The organism is Hafnia alvei (genome assembly GCF_900095695.1).
GTDB classification, from domain to species: Bacteria; Pseudomonadota; Gammaproteobacteria; order Enterobacterales; family Enterobacteriaceae; genus Hafnia; species Hafnia alvei_B.
The window spans coordinates 1-20,750 of sequence record NZ_FMIQ01000029.1 but is presented as its reverse complement, the minus strand read 5'-3'; the positions used below and the strand labels follow the sequence as shown (position 1 = coordinate 20,750).

The window sequence follows — 20,750 nt, the reverse complement described above, 5'->3', positions numbered from 1 at the left end:
AGACTGATAATACCTTTAAGGGAACATATGAAACTCAATAAAATAGCCGGCGTGATCGGCTCGGGCATGCTATTGCTCAGTGCAGGCAGTTATGCACAACAAGCCAGTGAAGAAAGCAGCGGAGATAAAAAAGGCTCGGCGGTATTTTCTCCACTCCATGTCTCGGCCGGTAAAATAACCAGCGAGCAAGAAGCCTTGGAAAAAACCGGTGCCGTCAGCTCACGAGATACTAATAAAAATTTAGAATCTCTCGACGCGACGTTACGCAGTATGCCCGGAACCTATACCCAAATCGATCCCGGCCAAGGCTCGGTTAGCGTGAATATCCGTGGAATGAGTGGTTTTGGCCGCGTAAACACCATGGTCGATGGCATTACGCAAAGCTTTTACGGCACCTCGACCTCCGGCACCGCCGTGCACGGTTCTACCAACAGTCAGGCTGGCGTGCTTATCGACCCTAACTTCCTCGTTGGCGTTGACGTGACTCGCGGCGACAGCAGCGGTTCCTCAGGGGTAAACGCCCTAGCGGGCAGTGCCAATCTGCGCACGATTGGCGTTGATGACGTGGTGTTTGCTGGAAATCCTTTCGGCGTGCGCTCACGCTTTTCCGTCGGTAGCAACGGCATTGGGCGCAGCGGAATGATTGCCGCCGCGGGTAAAACCGATGCATTCACAGACACCGGCAGTTTTGGTGCCATGGTTGCAATCAGCGGCAGCTCGGTCTATTCCAACTTTAACAACGGCGACGGAATTAATAGCGAAGAGTTCGGCTACGACGAATTTATGAAGCAAAATCCAAAGTCACAGCTGTATAAAATGGATATCAAACCGAATGAATTTAATAGCTTTGAACTCTCCGCCAGAACGTATCAAAATAAGTTTTCACGCCGTGATATCACCAGCGACGATTATTACATCAAATATCACTACACGCCGTTCTCTGAGTTAATTGATTTCAATATCACGGCCAGTACCAGCCGCAGCGACCAAAAATATCAAGACGGATCGTTGTACACGTTTTATAGCACGTCAGCGCGTAACCGTTCTAATGCGCTAGATGTGAATAACACCAGCCGCTTCACGCTCGGTAATAACGATCTAGCTTTTACCATCGGTAGCAAACTGATGCGTACCCGCTATGACAAACTGATCCAGTCCAACGCGGGCGATCCACAGTCTTCACAAGAATCAATTGAAAACAATCCTTTTGCCCCATCGGGCGATCAGGATATTTCAGCGCTGTATACCGGGCTTGAAGTAAAACGTGGGATCTATCAGGCTAATTTTAATCTTAACTACACCCAGAATAAGATCAGTGGTTTTAAACCCGCCTGCGATCCACGAGTGATCTGCGTTCCACAGGGGGAATACAACGTTGATCAAAAAGAGAGTGGTTATAATCCTTCCGTAGAGCTCTCTGCGCAGGTAACGCCGTGGCTCCAGCCGTTCGTCAGCTACAGCAAATCGATGCGTGCACCCAATATTCAGGAGATGTTTTTCTCTAACTCCGGCGGCGCGTCAATGAACCCATTCTTAAAACCAGAAAGTGCCGAAACCTATCAGGCCGGTTTTAATATTAAAGCGCACAGCCTATTGATTGATGAAGATTTGCTGCGCTTAAAAGCCTTGGTCTATCGTAGCAAGATTAAAAACTACATATTCAGTGAGTCATATCTGGTCTGCACCAACGGACGTAAATGTAATATGACCGAAGTTAACGGCAATGACTGGGCTGACGTTAGCGACTACACCGACAATATGTATATCTACGTGAACTCCAACTCATTGGTGCGTGCTCACGGTTTTGAATTAGAAATGGATTACGACGCGGGCTACGCATTTGCGCGTTTGGCTTATAGTCAGCAACACACCGACCAACCAACGTCAATTGCCAGCACCTATTTTGGCGCAGGGGATATCACCGAGCTGCCAAAAAAATATATGACGCTCGATACCGGGGTCAGGTTCCTAGACAATTCATTAACCGTGGGTAGCATTATTAAATACACCGGAAAATCACGTCGCCTATCGCCTAACTTTGATTTTGACGAGAAAACCGGTGCGGTGGTGAAGGAAGATCTCCCACAGATCCCAACCATCATCGACCTCTATAGCACCTATGAGATCAACCGCAACGTGATGCTCAAACTCAGCGTGCAAAACCTGATGAATAAAAACTATTCTGAGGCATTGAACAAACTGAATATGATGCCAATGCAGGGTGATGACAGCACCGCGGCCAATACGGCACGTGGAAGAACTTATATTTTTGGTGGGGAAATTCGCTTCTGATCACCACGCCGTCATGTTGAATATTTCGGCATGACGGCATTAATTTCACCCTACAACTCTCTCAGCCATTACGAAGGCTGCAGCACAATTACCGCCATACCTATCAACGCAACGCAGGCACCAACCATATCCCAGCGGGTTAATTCAACGCCGTCAACAAAGCGCAGCCAAAGCAACGCAACGCCAATGTATACCCCACCGTAGGCCGCATAGGTTCGGCCCGCAGCAGTGGGATGTAATGTCAGTAACCAAGCAAAAATAACCAAACTCAACGCAGCCGGCAGCAAGAACCATAGCGGTTTATGTTGCTTCAAAACCAAATAAGGCAGATAACACCCAACGATCTCAGCGATTGCTGTCAGGCTAAATAATAAGAATGTTTTAACAATTAACATCAGGTTTTTTTTACCTAAAAGTCATGATACGCATGGCAATTAACCCATTTTGCCTTGAAAAATATATTCGATCCACGTCTCATCTATTTATCCCAACTGATTAGCCTCACTATTACAAAGGCCTTTAAAACGTCAATTCGAAACAGGTATGCATTTTGTGGCTATTTGTACCTATTTTTCGCAACGTGTTTCTTTTCGCCAAGGCCATTGCTATAACGTCATCACTGGAAGTGAATTTATTATAACAAATACCCCCTATTAATAATAAAGGAACAGCTATGTCTAGAATACGGCAACGTACTCTGGAGAGTATGCAAAAATTCTCTAGGGCGATGATCGGTGCAGTGCTGTTTTTGCCAGTAATAGGTTTAATTCTGGCATTAAGTTCAATTTTAACTAACCCAACGCTTATTTCTGAAACCAGCTTTCTTCATCAACTTGGTCAGCTATTAGGAGACACCTTCTGGCCGCTGTTTGGTAATTTAGGCTTACTCTTTTGCGTCGGTATTAGCTATGGGTTAGCCAAGGACAAAAAAACGGAAGTCGCCTTAGTTTCCGTTATGTGCTTCATTATGTTTTTAGGTGCCAATCACTCTTGGTTGGAATATACCCACGGCATTGCCAATAAAATAAACGGTGAATATTACGGAACAGGACAAACTCAAATATTAGGGTTTGTGGTTGTCGATATGGGGATATTCCTCGGTATTATTCTCGGTTGCACCATTGCATGGGTACACAATAAAGTCTCACAAATAGAACTCCCTGGCGCGCTATCTATGTACGGAGGCGCGAAGCTAACGCTTATCGCCATGAGTCCGGTCGTTATTGTCTACGCCATAGCTTTCACCTGGTTCTGGCCATTTATGACCCACGGTATTGCGGCGTTAACTGGCTTTATGAAAAACGCAGGCGTTGCTGGCGTATTTGTTTATGGTTTCTTCGAGAAATTCTTAATTCCTACCGGCCTACACCATTTCGTCTGGTCGCCATTCCAACTTACACAAATCGGCGGTTCACTGACGGTTGATGGGCAGACGGTTTCAGGCACTCAGGCTATCTTCCTCGCCTATATGCGCCATCCCGATTTAACACCGGTGATGAACGATGCTCTGCGTTTCTCTCAGCAAGGTATGACGACTATTTTCGGCCTGTCTGGCGCTGCGCTGGCGTTTTATCACACCGCCAAGCCAGAAAAGAAAATGCTCGCGAAAGCCGTTTTATTACCGGCCATTATTACCTCAATTCTGACCGGAATTACTGAACCTATTGAATTTACATTCCTGTTTATCTCACCGCTTCTGTGGGTTATTCACGCCACATTGACCGCAGCATCACAGGCTATTTGCGATCTGCTACAGGTGAGACCATGGGGAGCATCCGGCTTAATTGAGTTTTTAGCCTATAACCTACCGCTCCCCGTTTCATTGACACGCTGGCCACTTTATATCGTGATTGGCATCGGACAGTTTATTGCTTATTACGTAATATTCCGCACCGTGGTAGTCAAATTAAGGCTTAAAACACCAGGCCGCGAAGATGATGATGAAGTAAAGCTATATAACAAAAAAGATTATCAGGAAAAGGTGCAGCAAGAAAAGAATAACACCGGCTCACAGGTTGATGAAATCATTAAAGGGCTCGGTGGAAAACATAACATTATTTCTGTCGATAATTGCTTTACCCGTTTACGCGTCGCTATTCATGATTTAACTATCGTCGATGACGCTGCTTTAAAAGCAACCGGTGCTAACGGCGTGGTGCGTAATAGCAATGAAGTGCAAGTTATTTACGGTGTCAAGGTTGGACAAGTACGTTCAAAAGTTGATACCTGGCTGGCTAATAATTAAATTGGGAGTACATATGAAACTAACAGTATTAGGTGGCGGCGGCGTACGTTCCGCATTTCTAGCGAAATCTCTGGCTTACAATGCTCACCGCATCGGATTAAAGAAGGTGGTTTTTCTAGATAACTCCGCTCAGAACCTGACCATCTTTGGCGAAATTGCGCGTTATATATTTAACACGATTCGCCCTGATATTGAATTTAGCTTAACCACCGAGCCCGTATCGGCCTTACAAGATGCCAACTATGTGATTACCACCCTGCGCGTCGGCGGCGATGAAAGCCGCATTCATGACGAACGTATTGCGCTGGACCATAATACCTTGGGGCAAGAAACCACCGGTGCAGGTGGTTTTGCCATGGCCATGCGCTCTATTCCAGCCATTTTGGACTACTGTAAATTAATCGAAGAACATGCGGCACCCGACGCCATCTTATTTAATTTTACCAATCCATCAGGTTTAGTCACCGAAGCGATTATCAAATCTGGTTTTAAACGCCGCGTTTACGGCATCTGCGATGCGCCCTCAGAGTTGATTCGTGAACTACCTGAGATTCTTAACTGCGATGAAAGTGAATTGCAGGTTGAGTGCTATGGACTTAATCACTTCTCTTGGTTCACCCATTTTACCGTGCGCGGAGAGGATGTGACCGAACAGTTAGTTAATTCACCTGAGCTATATAAGAAAACGGCCATGCAATATTTCTCGCCAGAATTAGTCCGTCTGTGCGACAACCAACTGCTCAATGAATACTTATATTATTACTACTATAAAGAAGAAGCGCTGAAAGCAATTCAAGATTCAGGTGAAACACGAGGCGAACAAATCGCCCGTATTAACCATGATATGCGTGAGGAGCTTAGCCGTATCAACGTTAAAGAAAATCCGGCAACGGCATTTGATATTTGGATGAAGCACTATCTGCGTCGTGAAAATAGCTACATGCAAAATGAATCTCAGCAGGAAAAATTCCACACCAGGGAACCTTTAACGCTGCAGCAATTCATCGAAGAGCCCGACAGCGGCGGCTACGCGGGCGTTGCTTTAGATATTCTAGAAGCCGTAAACAGCAATACCACTAAGCGTATTGTGGTATCACTTTCCAACAACGATACGCTGGATTTTCTGCATCCCGACGATGTCATTGAAATCAGCTGCGACCTGAGCAAAGAGGGATTAAAACCGGTTAAGCCGATCCATGTACCCGAAGCGCAGAAAAATATGATTTCCTGCGTGAAAGAGTATGAGCGTCTCGCTGTGCAGGCGATTTTAGCTCAGGACAGAACCCTCGCGGTTAAGGCATTGATGGCACATCCGTTAGTCGGATCGTGGTCATTGGCTGAAAAGCTGGTTTCTGCTTATTTGCAGGGCTCACAGTTTAGAAACTGGCACTAGATCCCAGCATTGAAATTCTGGGGCGTCGCAGGCTAATACTGTTTATTTAAAAAATAGAGATACACGGGTCTACCACACCGCGGGGCACTCCGGCGGCTTACGCCGCTACGACCCCATCGGTGTGCTCCCTAAAATCGAGCTTTAGTAATCCGTATTATCGTCGCAGGACGCCCTTGGATTATTTCTTCTGCATAAACCACAGTTTCAGAAGATGTTCGAACCCGAGAATGCAGTAGCCAAAGAACGGATTGGACCAATAAATATCATCATCATATTTTTGTGGATCGTGAATAATAAATGACAGGTCCGCGGCCTGTGCTAACGGGCTCTGATGATCGCCGGTAAAGCAAACAAGGTTGATATTTTTATTCTCTAATGCCTTTACCCAGCTTAATGCAGATGAACTCCGGCCCGATTTAGATATCAGCCATATCGAATCAAACTTATTAGCATTTTTTTGTTCCAGTATTTCATAGTCTGGCCATAGCGCTAAGCTAGCGTTGACACCGGTTACTAAAAACTTGTTATAAATATACTGAGCAATAAGCTGCGAAAAACCGCTGCCGTGGATCAGAATCCGCTCGTTTTGCAGCCTTTCTAATAGAACATCCACTTTTTCTGGTGGTTGAATATTCATGAAATCAACATCGTTAGTAACATCCAGCTTTGGTAGCGTAATGTTAAACTTAATAAAGTAGACCATCTCCAGCCAGCCACTAAACTCAAGCTTTTTGGCTAAGCGAACCAAAGATGAAGGATTACTACAGCACTTCTCAGCTACGCTGCGAATTCCTTGCTGAATACATAATTCAGGATTGGCCTGTATATATTGCAGAACACCAACTTCAGTATTATTCAGTTTAATATTACGAAATAGATTTTGAATATCCATGATAAACCCCTGTTAAGCAAACTTGAGATTAGCACAGACATTTATTAATAACTGAGTAATCAGTCAAAATTATTTTACTTAGCAATGGAAAATAGGGATATGAAAACACATCTTACGGCTGTAGGAGCAACGTTTTTTTTATGGGGATTAATAACCGCGTTCAACAGCACATTAATTTTATTTTTTTATCATTACTTCCAACTTTCATGGCCGCAGGCGATGCTGGTGAATGTTCTATTTTATATTGCTCCATTTTTGACTTGCCTACCCTGCTCTAAGCTTATCGCGCTCTTCGGTTACCGCACGATCTTACGCAGCGCCTTGCTTCTCACGATGTGCGGCTGTGGGCTATTAAGCTTAGCGCTTGGCTATTATTCGATTATCAGTGCCCTATTTGCTGTATTCGTGATTGCAACGGGTGTGGCCGCCATGCAGGTTGTTGCTAATCCTTATCTCACATTGCTCAGTCAGGAACATAAACGCGTGGGTAATCTCACCTTAGCCTCTGCGGTAAACTCATTAGGTACAACGCTAGCACCACTTCTGATTGCCTTAGCATTACAAGCATCGCCTATTGATTATGTTAATCATAACGAGCCGATTAAATGGATTTGGCTTGTCTTAGCCCTCTTTTCTGCAGGGCTATTTACAATAACTATCTTAATCAAACTGCCTGAAATCACCCAGCATAAAAAAACAACAAAATGCCCATCATCACTATGGAGTAATACTAAGTTTATTTACTCTGTAGCGGCGATATTCACCTATGTTGGCGTGGAGGTATCATTAGGAACTAACACTATCAATTACTTATCGACCATTGGCAAATGGAACACAGAAACCGCGATATCATTAATTTCCCTGTACTGGGGCGGAGCATTAATAGGGCGTTTTATCTTCGGACTATTTGCTCATCGAATTAACGTAAAGATAGCATTTTTGTCTGTTACTCTGATTTCTGCGGTCCTCATATTGTTGTCTATTTTGTTAAACAACGCTGTCGGCGGCTACTTATTGCTGCTGATAGGTTTTGCTAACTCGATTATGTACCCTATTATTTTTAGTCAAAGCATGGCAACGGTGCCTCACATGGCAAATTTGGCGGCCGGCGTATTAATTATGGCAGGGATTGGAGGCGCGATTATTCCTTATATTCAAGCGCTGATGATTAATATCCTGACATTACGTTTCAGTTTTTTGCTGCCATTAGCACTTTATATATTACTGGCATGCTGGGGAAGCAAGCATCTCAAACCAGTTGCATCGCCTACTTCTGTTTTAGAATAAATAGTAGAAATGGATTTTAGCCACAGGATAAAACCTGTGGCTAAAATAATAGCTATCAGAAATCAGCTTTAAGCACTACACGGTAGCGAGCTTTACCTTCTCGCACATGTTTCAGCGCTTGGTTGATTTGCGACATTGGGTATAGCTCGGTCGTTGGCGCGACTTTAGTTCGCGCAGCAAACTTCATAAGTTTACGCAGCTCATTTGGTGAACCCGTAGCCGAACCCGAAATGCTCCGATCGCCGCCGATAAGCGTGAACGCAGGCACTTCTAGTGGCTTCATTACGGCCCCCACCGTATGGAAATGTCCACCATAGGTTAACGCTTCAAAGTACGGCAGCCAGTCTAGCGACACATTGACGGTATTGATGATCAAATCAAACTGTTTTGCCAACGCGGTTAGCGCCTGAGGATCGCGACTATTGACCACACGATTGGCCCCCATGGCTAAAACTTCCTGCTCTTTCGCCGGGTTAGAACTGAATGCGGTCACTTCACAACCCATTGCATGGAGCAATTTAATCGCAATATGGCCTAAGCCGCCAATGCCAATTACACCAACCCTACTGGTTGCAGTAATATGATGCATCAGTAACGGTTTAAACACCGTAATGCCACCGCATAGCATCGGCCCAGCCGTTGCCATATCGATATCATCCGGCAGCGGAATAGCCCACTGCCAGTTGCAGCGCAGCTTATCGGCAAAACCACCTTTGTTCATGATAGTAGGCACGCTACCATTCTGGCAGTTAATTTGGTTGCCGCTAATACACGCATCGCAATGCTGGCAACTATTTGCCGTCCAGCCCACGCCTACTCGCTGGCCGATCTTCAGACCTTTATTTTTTGCGGCATCACCCAACGCATGGATATGCCCCACCACTTCATGGCCCGCAATCAGAGGATAGTCAGAGAATCCCCACTCGTTGTCTATCATCGACAGATCCGAATGACAGATACCGCAGTATTCGACTTTAACCTCAACGTCGTCTGGCTGTAGTGCACCAGCGTCATACTCATAAAGTTCCAGATCTGCCCCAGGTTTCAGTGCAGCATAGCTTTTGATTTTTGACATGTTGATGACCTCTGAGAAAGTACCGACTACAGAGTACGCCACCTAGTAAAAAACCGATAGCTGCGCTGCAATATACGACCAAGGCATGATAGATACTGAAGTTAGGCACAGGCTAAAACAGTGAAATAGTCAATAATATCAAGAGGAATCTTGTGATTATCCCATCAAGCCGTTGTCAGCGTTTTTAAAAACGTTACTCATAAGGACTAATTTTTACTGCTAATAACTTTTTTACGCCATTTTCCTGGCGTTATATGAAACCGTCTTATAAATGCCCGATTAAATGTTTGCTGGGAGTCATAGCCATATTTGATCGCGATATCACATATCGAGTTGTTGGCATCTTTAAGCTCCATTGCTGCCAATTCAATTTTTTTCTCTCGTACATGTACAGCAATAGTTTGACCTGTGTTTTCAAGAAATAATCGCTGAAAATACCGTGAAGAGTAGCCAGACTTCTTCGCAACATCTTTAGTTTTAAGTCGTTTTTCAATATTATCATCAATCCAGCGTAGTACGCCTTCTATAAGTTCATTTTTAGAGTGCACAGCTTCCCCCAAGACAATTAAATTATTCAACTGTGAAATAAGAAACTAGCAAACCTATCATTCAACAAGGAGCAGGATAGGTGAATTTAAAATTCGCGCTGGTTTAAATAAAAAACAAAATAAAGAAAAATTCATTTATTTTGCGTAATAAATTATGCTCATCAAAACAATCAAATTTACTTGATCCATATCAATAATATCTAACAACCAGAAATAAATATAATAATTCGATTATCCGAACATTAATTAACTTAAATTTCGAAAAGTCGAATCACTCAAGATAATAGATATATCATTAGAGCAATAATTTATAGTTACGTACGAATAAATTATTGACATAAAAAAGCACAGTGATACCTTGACCACAAAACACTAGCACATGAAATCATCAGACATGAATTTTACAGCACTAAAGCCATCCATATACAAATCTATTAATCATGAGATTCATTATGCAATGAGTTTTATTGGTGGAGGAATGGAAATAATTAGCTTTAAATATCTGTACAAAGCGCTTATTGGCTATATGACATCGAATATGATCTTCGGAATTAACTCGCTGGCTGAAGGCGATTTCAACTTTTCTTCCTTCTACCACATTCTCATTATTGTCATATGGATGTTGCTCGGCGCAGGCCATCAGATAATCGCTAACAAATACAACTTCCATGCAAAAAGCGCTATGCATGGATATGCGATAGCAATGACGACAAGCACGTTCATTCTTCTTTTGTTTATATTGATTGGGCAATACATGTTTAGGCATGACCTTCTTGCTGATAGCCCGACACTATCAGTGATGCCACTCGTTACTATTGGATTGCTTTTTATGTATATACAAAACTTTATCATTAGGAATGGTGGAACGGCTTATCCAACAACAACATCCGTTGTCACTACCGTTTATGTACTCATGATAACGCGCCTTGCCGGTTCATTTAATCGCAATAAAACCGCGCTAGAGCGACGAGCCTCATTAAGCGAAGGTACTCACTATGTTATGGTTCTCATTCATTTTTTTGCAGGGGCCTATATCACAATAAAATTAAGTGAATATTATCAATTCGACAGTTTATATCTTGTTTTCTTTGTATTGCTACTTTTAACGTTTAAGGTTTGGAGAGAACATTCTATATTGAAGAATCAATTCGGAAAAAACGTTGCGTCATAAAAACATCATAATAAATAAACATAACAGACTGATTATGCAAACCAGTCTGTTACATAGCAAATTAGCATAATACTTGTTACCTAAAAAATCACATTACACAAAAAAGCAAATACAACTAACAAGGACTATCCTAACAAAAACGCTATAATCACCGTTATTTTAAAGAATACTTCTTAATCTTATCAGAAAGTGTGCTTTTAGGTATTTTCAATGCTTCCGCTGTTTTAGTTAAACTTCCGCCTTGACGGCTTATTTCAAGAATAATTAAGCTTCTCTCAAAATGCTCTACCATATGAATGAGAGATGTAGCGTTATTGCCCAGCACCATGCTATTTTCGTCCCTGATGCCAAGAACAAACCGCTCTGCATAATTTCGCAGCTCACGAATATTTCCAGGCCACTGACCAGCCATTAGCTCATGGAGCAATGCGGCCTTAATTTCAGGTGCTGGTCGACCAAAACATGTTGATGCTTGAGTAACAAAAAGATCGAAAAGTAGTGGGATATCCTCAATACGCTCTCGTAATGCTGGTAAATTGAGGTTGATAACGCTGAGTCGAAAATGAAGGTCGGGGCGAAAAAGGTTATTTTTGCTAAGTTCGACTAAGTTAGTTTTGCTTGCACTTATAATACGAATATCGACGGGGATAGTTTTATTTGATCCTAGCCTCTCAAAACGTCGCTCCTGTAAAACTCGTAAAAACTTAACCTGCATACTGAAAGGCATGCTCTCCACTTCATCAAGAAACAACGTCCCTTGATCTGCGTATTCTAGCTTTCCAATCCGCCTCTCCGTTGCACCAAGAAAGGCACCTGACTCATGGCCAAAAATCTCACTATCAAACAATGATTCAGGTAGTCCACCACAATTAAGTGCGACGAAAGGGCCTGACCTCCCACTAAGATCGTGGATACAACGCGCGGCAAGCTCCTTACCAGACCCTGTTTCACCATAAATCAAAATATTTGTTGGCGTCATGGCAATATCTTTAATCGTCTCTCGAACCTCAGATATAGCCGATGAATTCCCAATAAGACGTGTCTCAAGCGCACTTGCATCAGCAAGCTTTCGGCGCAATTGATAGTTTTCATGTATAAGACGACGTTTATCAAGAGCACGATGTACTATATTGAGTAATTGCCGAGGACTGAAAGGCTTCTGCAAAAAATCATAAGCCCCATTGTGCATAGCCTCTACCGCAGTTTCCACATCACCATGACCAGTAATAATGATGATAGGAACCTCTGGAGCTGTAGCATTAAACTCTTTCTGGAATTCAAAACCACTCATTCCGGGTAGTTTCATGTCCGTTACAATAATACCGTGTTGCTTTAGCGCTGGCAGTAAGAAACGGGCCTCTTCGACAGAACCAACTCCAATTGCCCGTTTATTATCTAATTTAAGCGCCTGAACACAGGCAAGTTGAATATCTTTGTCATCCTCAATAACTAAAACGTCAATATCAGTCATCAATGTTCTCCAATTTACAATTTTTATCTAATGGTAGGCGAAGCACAAAACGTGCGCCATTTTCGACATTAACTGCTGATAATGAGCCTCTAAATGATTTAATAATATCAGCAGAAATAGCAAGACCTAGCCCTAAACCATGTGAGGTTTTTGTTGTAAAAAAAGGATCGAATATATGTTCGATCACATCTAGTGCGATGCCTGGGCCATTATCCTCTATTTCAACTACAGCAAAATCATCATCTTGATACCACTTTGCTGTTATACGTCCTAACGCATTTCCGTTCGACACAACATCAAGCGCATTACTGATTAAATTGACCAGCACCTGCTCAAGCCTAATATTATTACATAAGCAATAGACTTCACTTGGTGGAGGAATGCGAGTAAAAGTGAAATTGTTTGTTTTAAATCGGTGGCTTAGTAATAACATCGCGTTGTCTATGCTGATTTTTAAAGACACTGAGTTTACAGAGTCATCGCCAACCCTTGAGAAAGTGCGCAACTGGTTACTTAACTGACCTATAAAATCAACTAATCGACCAATTCGCTCTAAATTCGCTTTCGCCTCATCCCAGTCCCCCACCTCGATAAAACGCATAGCATTCGCCGATATCATACTAATTGCCGCTAATGGCTGATTAATTTCATGGGCAAGCCCAGCAGAAAGTTGACCAATAGCCGCAAGTTTTTCGTTATGAAGCAACTCTTTTTGCATACTTCGGAGTATATTTTCACTGTTAATTCTTTCTTTTATTTCAACTTCTAAATTTCTTGTTTTTTTGTCAAGTTCATAGGTTCTAACCATTACAAGATTCTCAAGCGTTCTATTTGCCTTTTGTAAAGCTTGTTGATTCTCTAGTTTAAGCCAAAGAATTTGATTCCGTTGAGTAATCATCCGCAAGGATATTGTGCAAAGGGCAAATAAAGCGATAATCATTCCAATCATAGGCCACAGTGTATGAAAAATAGTGCCTATTGGTAAAAGTCGCACTAGTATCATATTAATGCCTTTAATATAAATTTCACTTTTTATATAATAGGAACCAGAAACATTAACAATGCCTAAGCCACCCGCATTTTTTATGATTGTCCGATAATCGAGCTTTGGAATAAAATCGACACGATATTTATTTTCTTCTGATATTTGTTGGCGCTGTGAATAATTTAAAGGTTCTAGTGAGTGATAAAACCAGCTCGAATTGCTAGAGCTCGCAATAACATTATGCTGATCTAAGAGAATTGTCTCTCCGCTTCCATTTCTCGCATTGATAAGCGCATCAAGATTTACCTTAACCGAAATTGCGCCTATCTTTACACCATTCCAAATAACTGAATTTACTAAGAAATAGCCAGGGATCGAGTTTGAAACTCCAACGCCAAAGTACCCAATTGTCTTTTTTGAATCAGAATTTACAAAATAAGGTCTATGTGACACATTAAAGCCAATAGCACTATCACATCGACTAAAATCACTTGAGGAAACAATAACCCCGTCATTATCCATAATATAGATCGAGAGAGCACTTGTACGTGCTTGAATAGACATTAAATACTGATTCATTTCCTTAGCTTGCTTGCAGTCGTTTTTTTGTCTTAGAAAACTGACGATATTGTCATCATGAGATAATGAATATGGCATAAATTCGTAACGCTTTATACTAAGATTTAGCGCCAACCCCATATCATTAAGTTGTTGTCGCAAAAGCTTTTTCTGGTTTTTTACTTCATTTATTATGATATAGCAGCCAGATATCAACACCGCGGAAAATATAATAATTATTAAAATAAATTGCTGTCGCTTAGGATCAGGCAAAATCCGTCGGTGCTGCTGTGGCATTTTATTTATCTCATAGGGTCATACATGCTTAATAGCATGAATTTAAAACAAAAAACGACTTTTACGATAATACCACACAAAGGGTAAACGAAATATTAACGGAGCTTTGGTAATTTCATCTCAAGCAAGTATGTGCATTTTCAGCGTAGATAAGTTAAAAAAACAAATATCATTTAAAAAAATAAATAATCAAACAATTCGAATATTCGGAAACAATAAAAAGCATTATTTCGGATTACCGGAGAAGTTATTTTAATATAGCAACTAATATTAAATAACCCGAAGTAAAATTGATTTAGATCACAAGAAAAAACAAATATCACTAGATATACTCAGCGCCATTGAAGAGTAGTGAACTGATTCTTCAATGTGTCTTTATAAAAATTATTCGTAGAGATGATAATTTTTTATTTATAACTGCGTTCTCTTTTAAAGAGGGTTGTCGTGTGTCTTTAATTCATTCAATTTTTCAAATGTCTCCGGAGATAGCGCTATTTCTTTCTCTAGCTATTGGTACATGGATAGGGAAATTCAAATTCGGTAAATTTCAGCTTGGTGGTGTTGCCGGAGCACTTGTTATCTCTGTTGCTTTAAGTCAATTCGGTGTAACCATTGATGACGGCATTAAAGCTGTTCTTTTTGCTCTATTTATTTATGCAGTTGGCTTTGAAAGTGGGCCTCAGTTCTTTAAATCTCTAGGTTTGAAGTCGATAAGAGAAATCATACTTGCTATTGTCATGGCCGTGAGCGGACTCCTCACCGTTATCATTCTTGCAAGAATGTATGATCTGGATAAGGGAACAGCAGCAGGTATTGCAGCCGGGGCGCTGACTCAATCAGCTATTATCGGGACGGCTAGCTCGGCCATCGAAAAGCTAGGCCTTTCACCTGAATTATCCCAGCATTTACAGGCCAATGTTGCTATCGGATATGCTGTCACCTACATATTTGGCTCGTTGGGCGCAATTATTATATGCGTAAACATTCTTCCATGGTTTATGCGTCGAGGTTTACGTGAGGATGCCATTAAGGCAGAGGCAACGCTATTAAATGGCGCTAGAAATTATGGATTTGGCGAAGCACCTGCACTTCCTAATATTGTAGGCCGAGTCTTCAAAGTTACATCAGCGGTAGGGATGTCAATTTCTCAACTAGAGAAATCCGCTACTGAAGGAAAGATTACCGTTGAAAGACTTAAGCGCTCAGGCGTTATCATTGGCTTAAGCGGTGAAACGATTCTAGAGCAGGGCGATATTATTCTCGTTGTTGGTCGCCGCAGTAGCGTAGTGCAGCTGGATGAAATAGTCGGCCCTGAAACTAAAGATAATGATGGGATGGAAGTCGTTATTTCCACCCGAGACATCATTATTACCAATAAAGCGTATACGAACAAAAAGATTGCATACATTTCCAGCACAGCCACTCAGGAGCTGCGCCATGGTATTTATTTCTTGCACCTCAAACGCGGAGAAGGATCACTTCCTTTAGTTGGTGAAACACTCATCAAGTCTGGTGATGTTGTCACCGTTTACGGCGTTAATGAAGATATCCAGCGCTTTGCAAAAGAAGTTGGCCCAGTAATCAGCGTTAGTGAAAAATCAGATCTTCTATTCCATGGAATTGGGATTGCAGCTGGCCTGCTGATTGGTCTTGCCGTTGTTCATATTGGCTCTATCCCTCTCACATTAGGAGCAGGTGGTGGCGCACTATTTTCTGGGCTTATTTTTGGTTGGTACCGATCACGCCATATGGTGATGGGAAATATGCCTACACCAGCATCAACGTTGTTAAAAGACTTAGGACTTGCTGGATTTGTTGCTGTAGTAGGGCTTCAGTCAGGGCAGCAAGCTATTAGCACTATTGCCCAAAGTGGAATATCCATATTTATGATCGGTGTCGCAGTCACCATCATCCCACTATTAATTACCATGCTTGTTGGCCGATATATTTTACATTATGACAATACAGCGATATTTGCAGGAGCTCTATCTGGAACAAGAAGTGCCAATCCTGCTTTTGGCGAGGTGTTAGAAAAATCAGGTAATTCTGTACCAACCGTTTCTTTTGCTATCACATACGCGCTTGCAAATGTATTCCTTACATTGCTTGGGCCATTAGTTGTTGCTTTTGTTTAACCATTAATAGAGATAATTATGACTGACTTTAAAGAACTTGCTCAACTTAGTCCATTTGAATTAAAAGATGAACTGATTAAACATGCCTCAGGTAATAAAAATAAAACAATGTTGAATGCAGGGCGTGGCAATCCAAACTTTTTGGCTACACTACCACGCCTCGCGTTCTTCCAATTAGGGCTGTTTGCTTGTAGTGAATCTGAATTATCGTATTCATATATGAAGCAAGATATCGGTGGTATTCCAGATAATGAAGGTATGCTGGAACGCTTCGAGCGCTTCATCAGTGATAATTCACAACTGCCTGAAATTTCCTTCCTGCGCAATTCATTTAGCTATGTAAAAGATCAGCTAGGCCTTTCTGGAAAAGATTTCATCCAAGAAATGGTTGAAGGTATTCTTGGATGTAATTATCCGGTTCCTTCTCGCATGCTGACTATCAGTGAGCAAATTGTTCGCCATTATTTATTGCGCGAAATGTCCGGCAGCGATGCATCTACCGATGACATTGAAGTTTTCGCTGTTGAAGGCGGGACTGCGGCGATGGCATATATCTTTGATACGTTGAAAGAAAACCACTTGCTTTCAAAGGGTAATAAAGTAGCAATCGGCATGCCGGTGTTTACACCTTACATCGAGATCCCACAGTTAGAAGAGTATGGACTGGAGATCGTGCCAATTAATGCTGAGCCAGAAAACAACTGGCAGTACAGTGATGAAGAACTTGATAAACTGAAAGATCCAGATATTAAAATCTTCTTCTGTATTAACCCAAGTAACCCTGCTTCGGTTAAATTAGATGACCGTTGCCTACAGAAAATTAGCTCTATTGTCAGCAATGAGCGAAAAGATCTGATTATTTTAACCGACGATGTTTACGGTACATTTGCAGATGATTTCAAGTCATTATTTGCGGTATGCCCTTATAACACCATTCTGGTTTACTCATTCTCGAAATACTTTGGTGCAACAGGATGGCGCTTAGGAGCTATCGCGACACATAAAAATAATGTCCTTGATGATAAGCTCTCCGCTATGCCTAAAGACATTAAAGAAGAGCTACATAAACGTTACTCATCAATTATTACCAATGTAGAAGATCTGCATTTCATCGATCGCCTTGTTGCTGATAGTCGTGCTGTAGCGTTAAATCATACTGCAGGCTTGTCGTTGCCACAGCAGATTCAGATGGTTATGTTTAGCCTATTTGCTCTAATGGATGAGAACGATCAATACAAACAGATCCTCAAGAAAGTGATCCGCCAGCGCCAATGTGCACTTTACCGCGAGCTAGGCGTTGAAGTTCCTCAGGATGGTCAGTCTGTTGATTATTATACGCTGCTGGATTTAGAGTCGATTGCCACTCAGCTTTATAACGCTGATTTTGCCCAGTGGCTTCGTAAAAACTTCTCGCATAATGAACTTCTTTTCCGCATCGCGACAGAAACGGGGATCATTTTGCTGCCAGGTAAAGGATTTGGTAGCCAGCACCCATCCGCTAGGGCATCTCTGGCGAATCTGAATGAATATCAATATGCTCAGATAGGCCGGATGCTGCGTGAAATGGCCAAGGAATATTATAATAAGTATCTCGCAATTAGCTGATACTTTGTATAAATTCAAATTAATAAAGCATCTCCACTGGAGGTGCTTTTTTTTTGTTCTTAAATTAAATTCCCATAAAAAGAATCCACGTGATATGGATTCTTTTTACTTTAATGTTTATCCGATACGTTTACCTGTGTCATCCACAACCTTCTCCCCGTCCTCTTTGATAAAAGTGCCTTTCTGTACCTCAGGAAGAATATCCAGAACCACTTCTGAAGGACGACACAGCCGAGTACCCAACGGCGTTACCACAATTGGACGATTAATTAGAATCGGATGCTGCAGCATAAAGTCGAATAACTGATCGTCGGTAAAACGCTCTTCGGCAAGACCTAATGTGTCATAGGGCTCAACGTTTTTACGTAGCAAAGCTCGCACTGAAATGCCCATATCTGCAATAAGTTTAGCCAGCTCATCGCGTGAAGGTGGGTTCTCAAGATAGTGAATAATAGTCGGCTCAGCACCGCTGTTACGGATCATCTCCAGCGTGTTACGCGACGTGCCACAGGCCGGATTGTGATAAATCGTAATATTGCTCATGTCAGTATCTCATCACAAAGTCAAAGAGAGGCGTAGCGCCAGCGCGGCCAGCGTTACAAACAACACAGGTAGAGTCATGATAATCCCGGTGCGGAAATAGTATCCCCATGTGATGGTCATGTTCTTCTGTGAAAGTACGTGTAGCCACAGCAGCGTTGCTAGGCTGCCAATCGGGGTGATTTTAGGCCCTAAATCGCAACCAATCACGTTGGCATAAATCATCGCCTCTTTGATCACACCGGACGCAGTGCTGCCATCAATAGAGAGAGCACCAACCAGCACCGTCGGCATGTTGTTCATGATGGAAGAGAGGAAAGCCGTCAGGAATCCTGTGCCAAACGTCGCGGCCCAAAGGCCTTTATCAGCCAGCACATTCAACACACCGGAGAGGTATTCCGTTAATCCAGCGTTGCGCAAGCCGTAAACCACCAGATACATCCCGAGCGAAAAAATCACAATCTGCCAAGGCGCACCGCGCAGAACTTTGCCCGTGTTAATGGCTCGGCCTCGTTTCGCCACCACAAACAAAACAACGGCGCCAACCGCCGCAATGGCGCTAACTGGGATCCCGAGCGGTTCAAGCACAAAAAAGCCGACCAGCAGCAAGATTAAAACTACCCAGCCAGTCCTAAACGTTGCCGGATCTTTAATTGCTTTGTTGGGTTCGTTGAGGCGCTTTAGATCATAGGTTGGTGGGATATCTTTGCGGAAGAACCAATGCAGCATCACCAGCGTGGCCGTAATCGCGGCAATATCCACCGGCACCATTACCGACGCATATTCAGTGAATCCCAGATGGAAGAAATCCGCCGAAACGATATTCACCAGGTTCGACACAATAAGCGGCAGGCTGGCGGTGTCGGCAATAAACCCCGCGGCCATCACGAATGCCAGCGTGGTACTTTTACTGAAACCAAGCGCCAACAGCATGGCGATCACAATCGGCGTTAAAATAAGCGCTGCGCCATCGTTGGCGAACAGCGCCGCGACGGCAGCGCCCAGCAAAACAATATAGGTAAACAGCAAACGGCCACGACCGTTGCCCCAGCGAGAAACGTGCAGCGCCGCCCATTCGAAAAAGCCGGATTCATCTAAGAGCAAGCTAATGATGATAACGGCAATAAACGTTGCCGTAGCGTTCCAGACGATATTCCACACCACAGGAATATCACCTAAATGCACCACGCCAGAAATCAATGCCAGTACCGCGCCCAGCGTAGCGCTCCAACCGATCCCTAATCCCTTCGGCTGCCAGATAACCAAAACGATGGTCAGGACAAAAATAGCGCCTGCCAGTAACATAAAATATCTCCCCAGAATTCACATTCATTAAAACATATATGTTTAGATAAATTTTTTAGATACAGACAGCTTTGCCGCTGCTTGAACAGTTAGCCTCGGACAACTTGCGAGCAAGAGCTTTAATATCGTCCTGTTGGCTTAGCCAAGCCTGCTCAATAACCTGTGCCGCCCAAGAAGGCATATGTGGAGATAGACGATAGTAAACCCACTTCCCCTGCTTGCGATCCAGTAACAGCCCACTTTCTCGTAACATCGCCAGATGACGAGAGATTTTTGGCTGTGACTGTTCTAGCGCGGTACACAGATCGCACACGCACAGTTCTCCCATCTCTCGCAGCAATAGCACGATACCCAGACGAGTTTCATCAGATAAATTTTTGAAGAGTTGTAGGCTAGCTAGCGGCATCGTTCCTCCTGAATATTTGAAAGCAGGATACTCTTCAGGTTGATAAAATCAATGATACATTCGTTAAAGCATATGTTTGTTAGCCGAGATTAGGTGGGGTGACAAATTATTTTGGTGGGGTTTAACGGCCGGATCTTTTGCGGCCCGGAGCCAATATGCTAGCAGAGCCGTGATTAAAAGTAAGATTTGGAAGATGAGTGTTTTTTACGGAGCTACAAGCAAATGGCGGACATTGTACTTGTAGCAAAATGGTGGAGCTCCTCGCTTTATTAAGAACTTTAAACACCCCCCAACTTTAACAAACGGATTTCCATGGCTACGAGGCTTTTTGATTAGTTTGCCAACATATTTATCTCTTATTTCTTTAGCTGCGATCCTTCCTACAAACTCAGAGCGATTAGTATCACTGTTGATAGTTAAATCACGAGTAAAATACTGCAGAGAACCCGCTTTCAACCAGCACTGTATTTCGTAGACTTCCATAATAAGACCGCCATAAGTTGCGTAAGCATATTTAAGACTTTCGTCTTTAGGAATTCTCGATA

Annotated in this window: 16 protein-coding genes and 1 pseudogene; 7 read left to right on the top strand and 10 right to left on the bottom strand. The window is 42.7% G+C overall.

What is annotated here, in order from left to right; translation table 11 throughout:
- Positions 1-27: 27 nt before the first annotated feature.
- Entirely contained in the window at positions 28-2,292 is a 2,265-nt protein-coding gene (locus BN1044_RS08410) for a TonB-dependent receptor domain-containing protein (RefSeq protein ID WP_072308312.1), read from the top strand.
- A 68-nt stretch (positions 2,293-2,360) separates the two neighbouring features.
- On the opposite strand, the gene BN1044_RS08405 is transcribed toward BN1044_RS08410, so the two are convergent.
- On the bottom strand, positions 2,361-2,687 hold the full coding sequence (locus BN1044_RS08405) for a YnfA family protein (protein WP_072308311.1): 327 nt from the start codon (positions 2,685-2,687) through the stop codon (positions 2,361-2,363).
- Positions 2,688-2,965: 278 nt separating this feature from the next.
- Between BN1044_RS08405 and BN1044_RS08400 the strand changes: the two genes are divergently transcribed.
- Both BN1044_RS08400 and BN1044_RS08395 read left to right on the top strand, forming a co-directional pair.
- On the top strand, positions 2,966-4,537 hold the full coding sequence (locus BN1044_RS08400; RefSeq protein WP_072308310.1) for a PTS transporter subunit EIIC: 1,572 nt from the start codon (positions 2,966-2,968) through the stop codon (positions 4,535-4,537).
- A gap of 13 nt (positions 4,538-4,550) precedes the next feature.
- Positions 4,551-5,930 carry a family 4 glycosyl hydrolase gene (locus tag BN1044_RS08395; protein ID WP_072308309.1) on the top strand — a complete coding sequence of 460 codons (1,380 nt, stop codon included), beginning with the start codon at positions 4,551-4,553 and terminating at the stop codon, positions 5,928-5,930.
- A 178-nt stretch (positions 5,931-6,108) separates the two neighbouring features.
- On the opposite strand, the gene BN1044_RS08390 is transcribed toward BN1044_RS08395, so the two are convergent.
- A complete protein-coding gene (locus tag BN1044_RS08390; protein ID WP_072308308.1) occupies positions 6,109-6,822 on the bottom strand; it encodes a MurR/RpiR family transcriptional regulator in 714 nt (237 codons plus the stop codon).
- 99 nt (positions 6,823-6,921) lie between these two features.
- On the opposite strand from BN1044_RS08390, the gene BN1044_RS08385 reads away from it, so the two are divergent.
- Complete coding sequence (locus BN1044_RS08385; RefSeq protein ID WP_072308307.1) at positions 6,922-8,109, top strand: MFS transporter; 1,188 nt, start codon at positions 6,922-6,924, stop codon at positions 8,107-8,109.
- A 55-nt stretch (positions 8,110-8,164) separates the two neighbouring features.
- On the opposite strand, the gene ahr is transcribed toward BN1044_RS08385, so the two are convergent.
- Together ahr and BN1044_RS08375 are read right to left on the bottom strand one after the other, a co-directional pair.
- The gene (gene ahr / locus BN1044_RS08380) at positions 8,165-9,184 is read right to left on the bottom strand and encodes an NADPH-dependent aldehyde reductase Ahr (protein WP_072308306.1); all 1,020 of its coding nucleotides are present in this window, start codon (positions 9,182-9,184) and stop codon (positions 8,165-8,167) included.
- 206 nt (positions 9,185-9,390) lie between these two features.
- The gene (locus tag BN1044_RS08375; protein WP_072308305.1) at positions 9,391-9,732 is read right to left on the bottom strand and encodes a helix-turn-helix domain-containing protein; all 342 of its coding nucleotides are present in this window, start codon (positions 9,730-9,732) and stop codon (positions 9,391-9,393) included.
- Between the two features lie 379 nt (positions 9,733-10,111).
- On the opposite strand from BN1044_RS08375, the gene BN1044_RS08370 reads away from it, so the two are divergent.
- Complete coding sequence (locus BN1044_RS08370; protein ID WP_254663924.1) at positions 10,112-10,903, top strand: DUF1275 family protein; 792 nt, start codon at positions 10,112-10,114, stop codon at positions 10,901-10,903.
- Positions 10,904-11,057: 154 nt separating this feature from the next.
- Here BN1044_RS08370 and BN1044_RS08365 read toward each other — a convergent pair whose 3' ends face one another.
- Both BN1044_RS08365 and BN1044_RS08360 read right to left on the bottom strand, forming a co-directional pair.
- Positions 11,058-12,374, bottom strand: coding sequence for a sigma-54-dependent transcriptional regulator (locus BN1044_RS08365; RefSeq protein WP_072308303.1), 1,317 nt, complete (start codon positions 12,372-12,374; stop codon positions 11,058-11,060).
- The gene (locus BN1044_RS08360) at positions 12,367-14,214 is read right to left on the bottom strand and encodes a sensor histidine kinase (protein ID WP_072308302.1); all 1,848 of its coding nucleotides are present in this window, start codon (positions 14,212-14,214) and stop codon (positions 12,367-12,369) included. Before BN1044_RS08360 ends, BN1044_RS08365 begins: the two co-directional genes overlap by 8 nt.
- A 446-nt stretch (positions 14,215-14,660) precedes the next feature.
- Between BN1044_RS08360 and aspT the strand changes: the two genes are divergently transcribed.
- Both aspT and BN1044_RS08350 read left to right on the top strand, forming a co-directional pair.
- Positions 14,661-16,349, top strand: coding sequence for an aspartate-alanine antiporter (aspT, locus tag BN1044_RS08355; protein WP_072308301.1), 1,689 nt, complete (start codon positions 14,661-14,663; stop codon positions 16,347-16,349).
- Positions 16,350-16,367: 18 nt separating this feature from the next.
- A complete protein-coding gene (locus BN1044_RS08350) occupies positions 16,368-17,954 on the top strand; it encodes a bifunctional aspartate transaminase/aspartate 4-decarboxylase (RefSeq protein ID WP_072308300.1) in 1,587 nt (528 codons plus the stop codon).
- A gap of 117 nt (positions 17,955-18,071) precedes the next feature.
- On the opposite strand, the gene arsC is transcribed toward BN1044_RS08350, so the two are convergent.
- The 4 genes and pseudogenes from arsC to BN1044_RS08330 all read right to left on the bottom strand — a co-directional run.
- Positions 18,072-18,497, bottom strand: a complete 426-nt coding sequence (gene arsC / locus BN1044_RS08345; protein ID WP_072308299.1) for a glutaredoxin-dependent arsenate reductase — start codon at positions 18,495-18,497, stop codon at positions 18,072-18,074.
- Positions 18,498-18,509: 12 nt separating this feature from the next.
- Positions 18,510-19,799 (bottom strand): arsenic transporter, encoded by a 1,290-nt coding sequence (locus BN1044_RS08340; RefSeq protein ID WP_072308298.1) that lies wholly within the window; start codon positions 19,797-19,799, stop codon positions 18,510-18,512.
- A gap of 55 nt (positions 19,800-19,854) precedes the next feature.
- Positions 19,855-20,205 carry an As(III)-sensing metalloregulatory transcriptional repressor ArsR gene (arsR, locus tag BN1044_RS08335; RefSeq protein ID WP_072308297.1) on the bottom strand — a complete coding sequence of 117 codons (351 nt, stop codon included), beginning with the start codon at positions 20,203-20,205 and terminating at the stop codon, positions 19,855-19,857.
- Between the two features lie 204 nt (positions 20,206-20,409).
- Positions 20,410-20,750: pseudogene (locus BN1044_RS08330) on the bottom strand (hypothetical protein); the annotation flags it as partial.